This is a genomic window from Vibrio diazotrophicus (assembly GCF_038452265.1).
Taxonomy (GTDB): Bacteria; Pseudomonadota; Gammaproteobacteria; order Enterobacterales; family Vibrionaceae; genus Vibrio; species Vibrio diazotrophicus.
Map to the genome: position 1 here is coordinate 297,086 of NZ_CP151843.1, position 13,536 is coordinate 310,621.

At 42.2% G+C, this 13,536-nt stretch carries 13 protein-coding genes; 11 read left to right on the top strand and 2 right to left on the bottom strand.

What is annotated here, in order from left to right; all coding sequences use genetic code 11:
• Window positions 1-9: 9 nt before the first annotated feature.
• From AAGA51_RS16660 to kdgR, 3 genes are all read left to right on the top strand, one after another.
• The gene (locus AAGA51_RS16660; protein WP_042481053.1) at window positions 10-2,022 is read left to right on the top strand and encodes a heparinase II/III domain-containing protein; all 2,013 of its coding nucleotides are present in this window, start codon (window positions 10-12) and stop codon (window positions 2,020-2,022) included.
• A gap of 22 nt (window positions 2,023-2,044) precedes the next feature.
• Window positions 2,045-4,039 (top strand): heparinase II/III domain-containing protein, encoded by a 1,995-nt coding sequence (locus AAGA51_RS16665; RefSeq protein WP_042481050.1) that lies wholly within the window; start codon window positions 2,045-2,047, stop codon window positions 4,037-4,039.
• Between the two features lie 143 nt (window positions 4,040-4,182).
• Complete coding sequence (gene kdgR, locus AAGA51_RS16670) at window positions 4,183-4,944, top strand: DNA-binding transcriptional regulator KdgR (RefSeq protein ID WP_042481047.1); 762 nt, start codon at window positions 4,183-4,185, stop codon at window positions 4,942-4,944.
• Window positions 4,945-5,244: 300 nt separating this feature from the next.
• Here the strand turns inward: kdgR and AAGA51_RS16675 are convergent, their stop codons facing one another.
• The gene (locus AAGA51_RS16675) at window positions 5,245-6,183 is read right to left on the bottom strand and encodes a DUF3427 domain-containing protein (RefSeq protein WP_052404545.1); all 939 of its coding nucleotides are present in this window, start codon (window positions 6,181-6,183) and stop codon (window positions 5,245-5,247) included.
• 143 nt (window positions 6,184-6,326) lie between these two features.
• Between AAGA51_RS16675 and AAGA51_RS16680 the strand changes: the two genes are divergently transcribed.
• A complete protein-coding gene (locus AAGA51_RS16680) occupies window positions 6,327-6,749 on the top strand; it encodes a (deoxy)nucleoside triphosphate pyrophosphohydrolase (RefSeq protein ID WP_042481044.1) in 423 nt (140 codons plus the stop codon).
• Between the two features lie 84 nt (window positions 6,750-6,833).
• Here AAGA51_RS16680 and AAGA51_RS16685 read toward each other — a convergent pair whose 3' ends face one another.
• Complete coding sequence (locus AAGA51_RS16685) at window positions 6,834-7,955, bottom strand: 5-methyltetrahydropteroyltriglutamate--homocysteine S-methyltransferase (protein WP_042481042.1); 1,122 nt, start codon at window positions 7,953-7,955, stop codon at window positions 6,834-6,836.
• A gap of 239 nt (window positions 7,956-8,194) precedes the next feature.
• Between AAGA51_RS16685 and rutR the strand changes: the two genes are divergently transcribed.
• From rutR to AAGA51_RS16720, 7 genes are all read left to right on the top strand, one after another.
• The gene (rutR, locus tag AAGA51_RS16690; RefSeq protein WP_081878645.1) at window positions 8,195-8,878 is read left to right on the top strand and encodes an HTH-type transcriptional regulator RutR; all 684 of its coding nucleotides are present in this window, start codon (window positions 8,195-8,197) and stop codon (window positions 8,876-8,878) included.
• A 376-nt stretch (window positions 8,879-9,254) separates the two neighbouring features.
• On the top strand, window positions 9,255-10,346 hold the full coding sequence (rutA, locus tag AAGA51_RS16695; RefSeq protein WP_042481038.1) for a pyrimidine utilization protein A: 1,092 nt from the start codon (window positions 9,255-9,257) through the stop codon (window positions 10,344-10,346).
• Entirely contained in the window at window positions 10,343-11,071 is a 729-nt protein-coding gene (gene rutB, locus AAGA51_RS16700) for a pyrimidine utilization protein B (protein ID WP_042481036.1), read from the top strand. Before rutA ends, rutB begins: the two co-directional genes overlap by 4 nt.
• Before the next feature lie 14 nt (window positions 11,072-11,085).
• A complete protein-coding gene (gene rutC, locus AAGA51_RS16705) occupies window positions 11,086-11,475 on the top strand; it encodes a pyrimidine utilization protein C (RefSeq protein WP_042481033.1) in 390 nt (129 codons plus the stop codon).
• Window positions 11,476-11,513: 38 nt separating this feature from the next.
• Complete coding sequence (gene rutD, locus AAGA51_RS16710) at window positions 11,514-12,290, top strand: pyrimidine utilization protein D (protein WP_042481030.1); 777 nt, start codon at window positions 11,514-11,516, stop codon at window positions 12,288-12,290.
• A gap of 12 nt (window positions 12,291-12,302) precedes the next feature.
• Window positions 12,303-12,893 carry a malonic semialdehyde reductase gene (locus AAGA51_RS16715; RefSeq protein ID WP_042481028.1) on the top strand — a complete coding sequence of 197 codons (591 nt, stop codon included), beginning with the start codon at window positions 12,303-12,305 and terminating at the stop codon, window positions 12,891-12,893.
• Window positions 12,886-13,443, top strand: coding sequence for a flavin reductase (locus AAGA51_RS16720; protein ID WP_217995492.1), 558 nt, complete (start codon window positions 12,886-12,888; stop codon window positions 13,441-13,443). The genes AAGA51_RS16715 and AAGA51_RS16720 overlap by 8 nt, the downstream gene beginning before the upstream one ends.
• The last annotated feature ends 93 nt before the right edge of the window (window positions 13,444-13,536 follow it).

Below are 13,536 nucleotides of genomic sequence, written 5' to 3' on the forward strand. Positions count from 1 at the left end.
TTATTAATTATGTTGCAGTTTACTTCCCAAGAAATAACACGAATTCGTGAGAAAGTTACCAATGAGCTGATTGAAAAGCTGATTGCAGATAATTTCGATGTTTTAAATAGTGAAACCCTCGTTCCGCCTGATGCCCGTGCAACTTGGAATCTGTATTACTTTTGCCCGGAACATGGCGTGCGGCTGAACTGGGATAGAAATAGCCCAACAACACACGCTTGCCCAATTGATAATCAACAGTTTTGTGGTGAACCGTATGACGGAGCTTGGTGGCGATGGTTAAATACGCTGAACTCAAAAGCCTGTTATGAACTTGGGTTACTGTGGCAGCTAACACAGGACCCTAAGTATTTAAGTAAGGTTAAAGATATTTTACTCCAATATGCTCAGTATTATCCTGACTATGAAGTTCATGGCGGAATTCCTTACAATGGACCAGGAAAAGCGAATGCTCAGACGCTTTGTGAAGCAAACTGTCATCTGGATTTCGCTCGCGGGTATGACTTTATCTCTGACGAGTTAAGTGATGCTGACAAACACTTCATAGAAGAGCGTCTTCTTCGTGAGGGGGCTGTGTTCTTGATAGAGCACCGCACAGACCAGCTTCATAACCATGAAATGAAAATCAATGCGACCATAGGAATTATTGGGTTGTTACTCCAAGAGAAAGCGTATTTGGAATTTGCGTTGAACTCTAAGTACGGGTTGCACTACCAGCTAAACAAAGGTTGTTTAGGAGAGGGAATGTGGTTTGAAGGCTCCATTCATTATCATTACTATGCCTTACAAGCGTTATTGGCTTATGAGAAAGTCGCATGGAATACGGAGTATTCGGTTTCTAACAATCCGAACTTAAAAGGAATGCTTAAATTTCCGTTAAAACTCCTGATGACAGAAAAACATTTTCCTCGCCTGAATGATTGTATCGCCGGTCAGGAAGAATTATCCCATGTTCATATCTTCGAGTTTGCCAATAAGCTTTTTCCAAATGAGGTGTTTAATAAGGCGTTAAGTACAATTTATCAGACAATGAGCCGTAATAACCTTGAAGCTCTGCTTTATGGTGACGACGCTTATGCTGCAACAGAGATGCTTTCATGCAGCTCGATACATGCGCGAGATGCTGGCTATACATTGGGATATGAGTCAGAGTCTAAGAACAGTTACTTATTAAAACACTCCCCATACGGTGGAGAGCATGACCATTATGATCGGTTGGGATTAATCATTGTTAGAAACGGGCAAGAGATACTTCCAGATCTTGGGACCACCGGATACGGTGCCTGCCTGCATAAACAGTATTACAAAACCAGCTCGACACATAATACATTGGTAGTGAATCAGGCGAACCAACCTCCGATTAACCCAATTGTGCATATGTATCTGGAACAGGATGGCTACCAGTTCGTAGATACTGAGGTTTACTGGGGAACTAAACTGGCAGAGGTGGATAGTCATACCATTGATGAGTGGGATACTGAAGCTTACGCGAACGTAAGGTTTAGACGTTGTATTTTATGGCTTGGTGATGCACTCATTGAGTTAAATACGGTTCACAATCCTGACTCTCAACGGCTTGATTTAACTTATCATGCCCGCGGGCAACATCTGTTGAATCCTAGCTGGACGGTTGTTGAAAACACCTTGGATGGTCCTTTATCTATCATGAAAAACTGCCACGAGAGAAAGAGCGTTTATGAACAATCTCTGGTATACCGCATTGATGGGCAAAGTGATTACAAACAAACCGTAGTGACGGATAGTTGTTGCGATTTTCTGGTCGGCAATGCTCCGGATAACCCAGCTACCACTGACCTCGCTTATCTGCTAGTCACGAGTCGATCATCGGTATTAAATACGTTGGTTTTACATGATCTATTAGAGAGTGGTCACTATCAGATAAATGATGCTCAATGGCAGGATAACTGTGTCACTTTTGTGGTTACCAACAATGAAGAACAAGTGTTTTTTCAATATGATTTTTCTTCATGCTTGCTGATTAGAAACGTATTACATAGTTAAGTGGTTTGGCTTAGAGGTATTTATGCTGCAATTTGACGAGAAAGAAATAAATGAGATTCGCCAACGGACCACGTTGGCAATCATTAACAAGCTCGTTAAAGATAACGAAGTAATACTGACCAGTGACACTTTAGTGCCGCCGGATGCCCGTGCTACTTGGAACTTATATTATTATTGCCCAAAACATGGTGTCAGGCTCATTTGGGACAGACATAATGACAAAGAGCATCGTTGTCCCGTTGATGGCAAGGTATTTCGGGGTGAACCCTATGACGGTGCTTGGTGGCGTTGGTTGAATGATCTCAATTCAAAAGCCTGTTATGAGCTTGGCCTATTGTGGCAATTGACTCAAGAGCCTAAGTACCTCAATAAAGTTAAAGATATTTTATTAAAATATGCCATTAACTACCCCCATTATGAAGTGCATGGAGATATTCCATACAACGGTCCGGGTAAAGCGAATGCTCAAACATTGTGTGAAGCAAATTGTCACTTAAATTTCGCACGAGGCTATGATTTTATTCGGGATGATATTCAGTCATTTGAGCGTGAAAAAATTGAAGAAAGTCTGCTACGTGAAGGTGCAGAGTTCCTTATCGCTCATCGTTCTCCTCAACTCCATAACCATGAGATTCGGATCAACGCAGCAGTCGGTGTCATCGGTCTTTTACTCGGCGATGAACGTTATATCAACTTTGCCCTGATTTCAGACTACGGACTTCACTATCAACTGAATCATGGTGCTATTGGGGAAGGGATGTGGTTTGAAGGATCAATTCACTACCATTACTATGCGCTCCAATCGTTGCTGATTTACGAGAAAATTGCCTATAAAACGCCTTATTCGGTAGGCGCGAACCCAAATCTTCTTAAGATGATTAAGCTACCGTTGGATTTGATCATGAGTAATGGTCGATTCCCGCGATTGAATGATTGTATCGCAGGTCAAGAGCAAGTGATTCAATCCGAGGTGTTTGAGTTTGGATATAGAGAATATCCATTTACGATTTTGCACCAAGCATTACAGTACATTTATTCCTTCGAAGATCGCCATAATCTTGAAGCGCTTTTATACGGTGTTGATATTCTTAAGCCAGTGGATTCACTGAAATGTCAGTCCTCTCATAAACCGTATTCTGGATATACCAGCGAGTTCAATGAAGAACGTAATCACTTTATGTTGGTAAAACATGCTCCTTTTGGCGGTGAACACGATCATTACGATCGCTTGAATCTGGTGTTATGCAGAAATGGCAAAGAAATTATCCCGGACCTCGGCACTACCGGATATGGAGCTGAGCTGCATTACAATTACTACAAGAATAGTGCTACCCACAATACATTGACGGTTGATGAGTGTAACCAGTCTCCCAATACACCAGAAGTTCTGTATTACGATAAGAATGACAGCTATACCCTTTTAGATGTGGTTGCCGATTGGAATTCTCCTCCTCCGGAAGTAGATAGCCATGTAATTAACCAATGGAATAACGAAGCTTATAAAGGGATTGTGTACCGTAGGACATTTATATGGTTTGGCGATTGCGTACTAGATCTGACGAAAGTGCATAACCCCAACAAGAGAACGCTGGATATGACTTATATTGTGAGAGGAAGTCATTGCCATGATGAGTCGTTTATTCCCACTATTAATCCTTTTTCGAAAGTATTGGCTCGCTTAGAAAATTGTTTTCAGAAAAGCTTTGATGAACAAGCGTTACGCTACCAAATTGAGGGCGAAAGCGAGTTTAACCAACAAATATTCGTAAACCCAAAGTCGCAAATGTATCTATGTAGTGGCCTCGATAATCCAGCAACAAGCAAAGTCGCTTACACTGTGGTCCGTAGTCAATCAGAGCAATTTAACTCGGTTGTTCTTCATGATCTGGATGGGGGAGCTAAGGTTAAAAGTGTTAGCTGGGTCAGTGACGTTCTGGTTGAAATCGAGCTTTGCCGAAATGGTGTGAATAGCCGATACCAATATAACTACAGCACATCGAAACTCGCGTTTGTATAATCTTTAACTCATTTTCTCTTCTCTATTTATTGAGTGATTACAGACTTTATTTATCTCGGCTATTTGATTAGTTAGGGAGGCTTTGTCTTCAAAACCACTCTACGAAGGATGTTTTGAGAGAAAACAAAAAGTTGGAAAGTCTAATGGATAATTTAATTCAGCAAGATTCGGTTTCTTCTGTTCTGAAAGTTTTTACTATTCTACAAGCATTAGGAGAGCGAAATGAGAGTGGATTATCAGAACTATCTAAACGTCTTAAAATGTCAAAAGCGTCAACTTACCGATTTTTGCAGACTATGAAATCTATAGGCTTCGTTGAACAAAAAGGAGAAGCTGATAAATATGTATTAACCCTAAAGTTATTTGAGTTAGGCTCAAAAGCGCGAGAATATACGAATTTGATCGACGTTGTAAAAGATGATATGCAAGAGCTAGCTGAAGCAACGAAGGAGGCAGTACATCTAGGAGTACTCTATGAGCATTCTGCTCTATATCTACACAAAGTGGATTCATCTCACCATCTGGAAATGCATTCTAGAGCAGGTAAGCGTATTCCACTATATTGTTCGGCAATGGGAAAGGCTCTGCTGAGCAATATGTCTATAAATGAGGTTATCTCTCAGTTAGCGCCGGTAGAGTATATTAGGCATACTCAAAATACTCATGAAAATATTGAACTGTTATTGAAAGATCTCAGGCAGGTAAAAAAACAGCGATATGCTGAAGATAATGAAGAATTAGAGCCAGGGCTTATCTGTGTTGCCGTTCCCGTTTGTAATTCAATGGGCGCTGTTATTGCAGCACTTTCTATATCGCTTCCTGTTTTTCGGTTTAATGAAGAAAATAAATCAAAGTATATAAATTGGCTGCAAGCTACAGCCTCAAATATTTCAAATCGCCTATGATATAAAACTGTCTGCCATCTCTTATTTACCAAGCGACCTTGTCATAAGTTAACTAGTGACTCGATTAGTTCGTGAGGTGAGGGGGAATACAAGTTCATATTTTGGTAAGAAAGTTTCCTACACAAGTTTTACTCTCAAATATACTGCATCACAAAAATATCAATTTATGGTTGTATTCGTTGATATCAATGTATGGTTGTATTTTTGATAACTAACTGAAATATAGGGAAACACGAATATCACTTTATGGTTGTATCAACAAAAACCGAGTTATTGAGAGCCGCTTTTTGCGGCTCTTTTTTACCCAGCGTTATATCTGTACATGGTCGGCTCAAGATCTTCCGCTTTAGGTTTCCAGTTTGTAATTAGCCTAATTTTTCCTCCGTCAGTTATATATTCTCCAGCACTCATAACCGACACTTCGATACCACTAACAATGAATAAATCCGTCTCACAATTTTCAGAAAGTGCGTCTTGTACTTCATTTCTTGTGACGTTAACAAACTGACCTGTAGACATTGTCCCTTTTACTTCAACTCGGCGAAAAGACTCGTTTTGAAAACACTCTAAATCGTAGGGACAGTTAGATGATGTATCCTTTACGTCATATCCCAATTGTTGGTAATACTCAATCGCAACTTTCATAGCATGCAGCTCGATAGCTTTCTTCTTTTTTGAATCAGTCATTCTGCCTTGAGCAGAGTTTTTGACTTTCATTAAAGCTTTAGGCAAATCGCTAAGCAGTGACTCTTTGGTATCTGTACTCCATGCGTAAATTTTCCCCAGTAAAGCATTTGGTTTATTGTGATAGTTCTCTACTTCAAATAGCACTTCTACAGGGTTAGTTTTGTCGTGTTCCAGATACTTTAGTTTTCCCGCAAAGATAAAGGGCTGAGTGACGCCTTTTATTTTGTCATGGATACGTACAAACAAAATAGCTGGATATCCGTTGATAATATTTTGAATAGCGGGGGATTTCGGTGTGTTTGAGTTTTGTGATTCCCAAAAAAACTGTTTGCCATCAAGTAGAAATGTATCGTTGTATCTGTGCGCTTTCTCTTTGTTTGATTTATCCAATGTGACGAATAGAACGATAGAATTATTGAAGCGAGTAATACCTGTAATGTCGCGAGCTTGTTGGGGAACTGTGACTTCTCCTATCTTCATCACGCTCATACGATCATACTTTTCTCCCACAACAAATTTGTCATAAAAAAAATCTTCATCTTCTCGTGCCATAGGCCCTCACTAAATGCATGCGAACAATATACTGTAAAGATATACGGTATACCGTTTATTTCGCTCGCACAACGTTTGAACCCTGCAAAAAATGGGATCATAATGACAAATGTTTAAAGTCTTTAGTTGAGTAGGTAGTAGTTATGAAAACAAGGTCATATGGAAGTAACTCTCCGGTAAAAGTGGCCTGTGGAGTTGTAATTAATGAAGATGGATATGTATTCGTATGCCGACGTAAGCGAGAAAAATCACTAGGGGGATATTGGGAATTTCCTGGTGGAAAAGTAGAAGAAGGTGAGTCGTTACAGGAATGTTTGAAGCGAGAATTGCTCGAAGAGTTAGACATGGAAGTTGACGTAAAGGATCATTTAAAAACTGTATTGCACGACTACGGCACGTTTCAAATAGAGTTAGTTGCTTTCTCTTGCGATTTTCGACGAAGTAGCTTCGTAATGACCGACCACGATAAGTTTGAATGGGTGAATGTTTCCGCCCTTTTGGTGAAAAATTTGGCGCCTGCTGATGTACCTATTGCAGAATGTTTAGCGTCAATTTTTGATAAGTAGCTTCTAGTCTAATTGAGTTACTTTGATTGGAGTATATTGCTTTGTCAGACAGATATACTCCAAAACCTCACCTTATATACCTAATTAGCCCCAAACTTCCTTTGCAATTTCAACAACGTGTTTGAATTTGTTCCATTGCTCTTGTTCTGTGAGGATATTGCCTTCTTCCGTCGATGCGAAGCCGCATTGTGGGCTCAAACGTAATTGCTCAAGGGGGATGTATTTTGTGGCTTCTTGAATACGTGATTTTATGTATTCTTTCGGTTCAAGCTCTGGGGATTTAGAGGTAATTAAACCTAGAACAATGAACAGGTCACTTCTGGTAACGTATTTGAGAGGGTCGAAACCACCAGAACGCTCGTCGTCATACTCTAGGAATAATCCATCAACCTTAAGTCGCCCAAAAATGGTTTCTGCTGCTGTTTCATAACCACCTGAACCAAAGTAGGTTGATCGAAAGTTTCCGCGACAAATATGCATGGTGATAAGCATATCTTCTGGTTTGTTTTTAATGGATTCATTCAGCAAGTATTCAAAAATAGCGAGTAGCTTTTCAGTGCTGTAACCAAGCTCTTTGAGGCCATTAACCCCTTCTTCTGAAAAGAAGGACGCCCATGAGGTGTCATCAAGTTGTAAATAGCGGCATCCCTTATCGTAAAAGGCTTTGATAGCGTCTTGATAAGTCTGAACTAAGTCGCTGATGAATTTTCCTTCATTATCCTGATAGCATTCAGCCACATTTTTTCCGCGAAGGAAGAGCATGTTTGGGCTTGGAATGGTCTGTTTGGCAACATGCTGCGCTGGGTCGAGCAAAGAGCTGAGAAATTCGAAATCGCCAAGAAAAGGGTGGTTAGGGTTGAAGCTGATTTTATCTGTGATTCTGATGCTGTGAGTTTTCGGTTTTGTGCCTTTAAAGTTAAGTGGAACTTCAGGAGTGTAGCTTTCAACGCCGTTCAAACCTTCAAGAAAATCAAAGTGCCACCAAGCTCGTGAGTACTCACCGTCTGTAATCGCGGTAAGGCCAGCCAGTTTCTGCTGCTCTACATGCAGACGCGTTTCCTGTCGTTGGATTTGAATAAGCTGCTCTGTTGTAATCTCGTTGTTCTGCTTTTGTAAGCGAGCGGCTTTGAGTTTTTCACTGCGTAATAAACTGCCAACTTGATCAGCGTAAAACGGAGTGATTAAAGGGTTGATATGACCTGACATGTGAATACCTCGAAATGCTGGGAGTCCTGAATACGTCTAGACGTCCAAATGATTACTTATAAATGTGTACGTACTCAATGGCATTTTGGTCATGTTGCATATGAATTAATTTCACTTTGGCCTTTTAAACCCTTAGCTGTGTTTTAACGTTAATTCGTTACATATCCAAAACACATTTCGATTTGAAGATGCTAGTATGGCTCTCATTGAGCAGTATTGAGAAGGTGTCAGGAAGACGTATGGCTAAAGCAGGTATATCGCTAAAGGGGACGAAGGTAAGCACGTTAAAGAAAAGTCGCTCAACGGTAGAACCCGGAGTTCGTAGACGAAAGAAGTTTGACGATAAAAGGCAGTTCATTCTTGAAACGGCGCTGGCTGTGTTTTCACAATATGGCTTTCACGGAACAACGATTGAACAGATCGCCAACGGTGCTGATATCTCTAAAACCAATCTGTTTTACTACTTCAAAAGTAAAGAAGAGCTTTACTTAACCATCTTGGAAAACATCCTTAATGACTGGCTTGCACCGATTGCTGGTTTTGACGAAGTGGATGATCCGAAAACCGCAATAGAAAACTATATCCGCCTTAAGTTGGAACTCTCTAGAGACCAGCCGCAAGCTTCGCGTCTGTTCTGCTTGGAGATCATTCAAGGCGCTCCGATTCTTAAAAGCTACTTAAATGGTGATTTGAAAAACATCATTGAAGAGAAATCTAAAGTTATCGAACGTTGGATAAGCCAAGGCAAAATTAAGCCTGTCGATCCAACACAATTGATTTTTACTATTTGGTCGACCACGCAACACTACGCGGACTTTAGCGTTCAGGTTAAGGCGATTACAGGTAAGGACCTGACCAATAAGAAATTTTTTGAAGATACTTGCCAGTCTATCCAAAACATTATCTTTAATGGTATTGCTTAACGCTTAAGTAAGCGCTTTTTATACCTGCTGTTTCAGCTTTGAGAGGTCACCAAAATGGTGACCTTTTTCTTTCCTTGTTCCTTTCCTTGTTCCTTTCCTTTTATCTGTCATTTCACCCCTCATCTGTGCTTATAAATCTACTCGTTTAGCTGCATGTTCTCGTTTGCTTTTGTACGCACATTGAGTGTTTTTTGTGCACTTGATTAGTGCTTTTGCACCATTCCAGATGTTTCAAAACAGACCAAATGGTCTGGTTTCTGGGTATAAAGAACGTTAACTAATTGTTAATTAAAGTAAATGGATTGTTGGCACAAACTTTGATTTAGATCAATGCGAGGAAGTAAATATATGCATGGTTAATTACAAGGAGTTTTATATGCAGATTGGTGTTTTCATTCCTATTGGAAATAACGGCTGGTTGATCTCGGAAAATGCACCTCAATACATGCCGACTTTTGATCTGAACAAAGAGATTGTGTTGAGAGCAGAACATTACGGATTAGATTTTGCTCTATCGATGATCAAACTACGCGGTTTTGGTGGAAAAACAGAGTTCTGGGAGCACAACCTAGAGTCATTCAGTTTAATGGCGGGCCTTGCTGCGGTAACGTCTAAAATTCAATTGTTCGCGACTTCAGCAACTTTAACCTTGCCGCCAGCGATTGTTGCTCGTATGGCTTCCACCATTGACTCCATTTCTCATGGTCGTTTTGGCGTTAACTTGGTGACAGGTTGGCAAAAGCCGGAATACACGCAAATGGGCTTGTGGCCGGGCGATGAGTTTTTCTCTTCTCGATATGATTACCTTTCTGAATATGCACAAGTTCTTCGCGATTTATGGGATACCGGATCTTCGGATTTCAAAGGTGACTATTTCACTATGGAAGACTGCCGGGTAAGCCCTAAACCGCAGGAAAAAATGAAGATCATCTGTGCTGGTTCCAGTGATGCGGGTATGGCATTCTCGGCCAAATATGCCGATCACAACTTCATTTTTGGTAAGGGTGTCAACACGCCTAAAGCGTTCGCTCCGCAAGCGAGTCGTCTGCTTGAAGCAACCGAAAAAACAGGGCGTGAAGTGAGTTCTTTTGTTCTGTTTATGATCATTGCTGACGAAACAGATGAAGCCGCGCGTGCGAAATGGGAACACTACAAAGCTGGGAAAGATGACGCAGCGTTGGAGTGGCTAGGCGTTCAAGCTGCGCAGGATACTAAGTCAGGTAGCGATACTAACGTGCGCCAAATGTCGGATCCGACTTCAGCGGTCAATATCAACATGGGGACTTTAGTTGGCTCTTACGAAACCGTTGCCCGTTTGCTGGACGAAGTGGATGAAGTGGAAGGCACAGGTGGCGTATTGCTGACTTTCGATGAGTTTGTTGAAGGGGTAACTGCGTTTGGCGAACGAATTCAGCCACTGATGAAAACGCGCCAACACATCTCAGTTCAAGGAGAGTACGCAGCATGATCAAGCAGTCTATTTCTGGCTACTCTCTGAACACGGGTGAATCTGCGCAGGTAATACTCAACACCGAGCCTGAAAAACTTGCTATCAAACCGAGTGAAACTGCTCTGATTGTGGTGGATATGCAGAACGCATATGCAAGCAAAGAAGGCTATTTGGATTTAGCTGGCTTTGATGTTTCTGGTACGGGTTCTGTTATTGAAAACATTAATAAAGCCATTGATGTCTCGCGCAAAGCGGGAATCCAAATAGTATTTCTACAAAACGGTTGGGACAGCAATTACGTCGAAGCGGGTGGTGAAGGCTCGCCAAACTGGCATAAGTCGAATGCTTTGAAAACCATGCGTAAGCAGCCAGAGCTTTCTGGCCGCTTCCTGTCAAAAGGTGGCTGGGATTACGAACTCGTCGACGAAATCAAACCGCAGCAACAAGACTGGATTATTCCCAAAACTCGCTACAGCGGTTTCTTCAATACCAATTTGGACACCATGTTGCGCTCACGCGGCATTCGTAATCTCGTCTTTACCGGCATTGCTACCAACGTTTGCGTTGAATCGACATTACGTGATGGTTTTCATCTTGAATATTTTGGTGTCGCGCTTTCAGATGCCACACATCAGGCTGGCCCGAGGTCGGCGCAGGATGCCGCGTTACTCAATATCCAAACCTTTTTTGGCTGGGTGACGACAGTGGAAGATTATTCAAACGCTTTGGTAAATGTTGGCTAAATAAGGAGATTACTATGCCTAAACAAACCGTACTTCCTGCAGGAACAGGAAAACCGCTCGCCCCTTATGTGCCAGGTTCTATGGCAGATGGAGTGTTGTATGTTTCCGGAACACTGCCATTTGACAGTGAAAATAACGTGGTTTTTCCGGGAGATGCAGCAGCGCAAGCTCGTCACGTGCTCAGCACCATTCGCAGTGTTGTTGAAGAAGCTGGCGGCACAATGGATGACGTTACCTTCAACATGATCATGATTAAAAACTGGGCGGACTACGCTGCGATTAACGCTGTGTATGCGGATTTCTTTCCGGGTGAAAAACCGGCTCGCTACTGCATTCAATGTGGCTTAGTGAAAGAAGAAGCGTTGATTGAAATTGCGTCTATTGCACACGTTGGTAAAGCCTGAGTTGCTTTGACTCAATGCTTCGAAAGGTAGAGCAGCACATGTATTACGAAATTCATGACGATGGTCAGGGAAACAAAGAGACGGTGATTCTCTCCTCTGGTTTGGGTGGTTCGCACAGCTATTGGCATCATCAGTTGCCACAGTTGAAAAGTCGCTTTCGAGTGCTTGTGTATGACCACTTGGGGACAGGGCAAAGCCAAGGCGATATTCCGCAAGGTTACAGTATCGCGGACATGGCTAAGGAAGTCGTCACCTTGCTGGATCAAACAGATGGCGAACGCGTTCATTTTATTGGTCATGCGCTCGGTGGTTTGGTGGGGTTACAACTCGCGGCTGAGTTTCCAAACAGAGTTTCAAGTTTGTTGCTCATTAACGCTTGGGATAAAACCGATGAACACACCAAGCTGTGCTTTGAAATCAGAAAATCACTGCTGCGAAATTCTGGTGTAGAGATGTTTTTCAAGGCGCAACCACTGTTTTTGTATCCTGCGGAATGGATGAAGAATAATGCTGCTTTGTTGAAGGAAGAAGCGGATAAGGTTCTTTCTTCGCCTTTCAATCAAGACAACTTACTGAGAAGAATCGCGGCGGTGGAAAGGTTCGATATCTCTGAAAATATTGATTCGATTCGTTGTGTTACAGGCGTTATCGCCAGCTGTGATGATTTACTGGTGCCATATTCCAGCTCAGAAACGTTACACAAAAAACTCAGACACTCTTCGTTTTATTTATTAGAGAAAGGGGGACACGCCTGCAATGTTTCCGACCCAGTGACGTTTAATAAAACGATGCTTGATTTTTATAACGAGATTTAAGGAGAAATCCGAATGAACGAGACGATGGATTCGTCAGCGTTAAAGCAACTGTTTACAGAAGCGAGAACGCACAACGGTTGGTTGGATAAGAAAGTCAGCCAAGCGCAGATTGAACAGTTGTATCAACTGACCAGTTTAGGGCCGACGTCGGCAAACTGCTCTCCTGCGCGCTTTGTTTTTATTACCTCTGACAAAGGGAAGCAGCGTTTAGCTCCGACACTGTCGAGCGGTAATTTAGAAAAGACCATGACCGCACCCGTGACGGTATTAGTGGCTTATGACCGCAATTTTTACGACGCCTTACCAACACTTTTCCCTCATGGTGATGCGAAAAGCTGGTTTACCTCAAGCGAGGCGCTTGCGTCTGAAACTGCGATGAGAAACAGCTCTATGCAGGCGGCTTATATGATTATGGCGGCGAGGGCGATGGGACTCGATACGGGGCCACTTTCGGGATTTGATGCAGCAGCGGTCAATGAAGCGTTTTTTTCAGGTACAAGCTGGAGCGTCAACTTAATCATCAATATTGGCTATGGAGACGCTTCTAAGTTGTATGGTCGTCTGCCTCGCTTAGCGTTAGAAGAGGCGTGTTTGTATGTCTAATTTGGCTATCAATATTCCATTTGCGTTAGCAAACGAAAATGAACTCAGCTTTACCCCGTTTGCTGACACTGACGACAAAGGTGTAAAGCTTTACCGCGATGGCATGTCTGGGCTTGGTGCTTCAGTGAATGTTATTACCACTATGGTTGACGGCAAACCTGCGGGGTTTACTGCAACCGCAGTCACCAGTGTGACTGATGCTCCGCCAACGTTATTGGTGTGTTTAAACCGCTCGTCATCAGTGTTCTCCGTGTTTGATAAAGCGGAGTATCTGTGTGTAAACACACTGGCAGCAGGTCAAGAAACGGTATCGGGTGTGTTCGCCAGCAAACTCAATCAAGCAGAACGTTTTGATTCGGTGGAATGGCAGCTGTTTGTCACAGGTTCGCCAGCGTTAAATGCGGCATCAACCGTGTTTGACTGCCGCATTTCATCACGCACATCGGTAGGTACTCATGATGTCTTTTTCTGTGAAGTGCTCGGAGTTGGTCAAACGGAACAATCGTCGAATCTTGTCTATTTCAATCGCAAGTATCACAGCCTTGTTTAAAAGGGTTACTTAAATAAACGACTTAGTGAAGGAGCTCAGCAATGACGATGTCTATGGATACGTATTACCTATACGGATTTTGTTTTAACGATA

Bases quoted from the DNA above. Each gene is read 5' to 3' on its own strand.
- AAGA51_RS16660 (WP_042481053.1), top strand. From the start codon at position 10: ATGTTGCAGTTTACTTCCCAAGAAATAACACGAATTCGTGAGAAAGTT.
- AAGA51_RS16665 (WP_042481050.1), top strand. From the start codon at position 2,045: ATGCTGCAATTTGACGAGAAAGAAATAAATGAGATTCGCCAACGGACC.
- kdgR (WP_042481047.1), top strand. From the start codon at position 4,183: ATGGATAATTTAATTCAGCAAGATTCGGTTTCTTCTGTTCTGAAAGTT.
- AAGA51_RS16675 (WP_052404545.1), bottom strand. From the start codon at position 6,183: ATGGCACGAGAAGATGAAGATTTTTTTTATGACAAATTTGTTGTGGGA.
- AAGA51_RS16680 (WP_042481044.1), top strand. From the start codon at position 6,327: ATGAAAACAAGGTCATATGGAAGTAACTCTCCGGTAAAAGTGGCCTGT.
- AAGA51_RS16685 (WP_042481042.1), bottom strand. From the start codon at position 7,955: ATGTCAGGTCATATCAACCCTTTAATCACTCCGTTTTACGCTGATCAA.
- rutR (WP_081878645.1), top strand. From the start codon at position 8,195: ATGGCTAAAGCAGGTATATCGCTAAAGGGGACGAAGGTAAGCACGTTA.
- rutA (WP_042481038.1), top strand. From the start codon at position 9,255: ATGCAGATTGGTGTTTTCATTCCTATTGGAAATAACGGCTGGTTGATC.
- rutB (WP_042481036.1), top strand. From the start codon at position 10,343: ATGATCAAGCAGTCTATTTCTGGCTACTCTCTGAACACGGGTGAATCT.
- rutC (WP_042481033.1), top strand. From the start codon at position 11,086: ATGCCTAAACAAACCGTACTTCCTGCAGGAACAGGAAAACCGCTCGCC.
- rutD (WP_042481030.1), top strand. From the start codon at position 11,514: ATGTATTACGAAATTCATGACGATGGTCAGGGAAACAAAGAGACGGTG.
- AAGA51_RS16715 (WP_042481028.1), top strand. From the start codon at position 12,303: ATGAACGAGACGATGGATTCGTCAGCGTTAAAGCAACTGTTTACAGAA.
- AAGA51_RS16720 (WP_217995492.1), top strand. From the start codon at position 12,886: ATGTCTAATTTGGCTATCAATATTCCATTTGCGTTAGCAAACGAAAAT.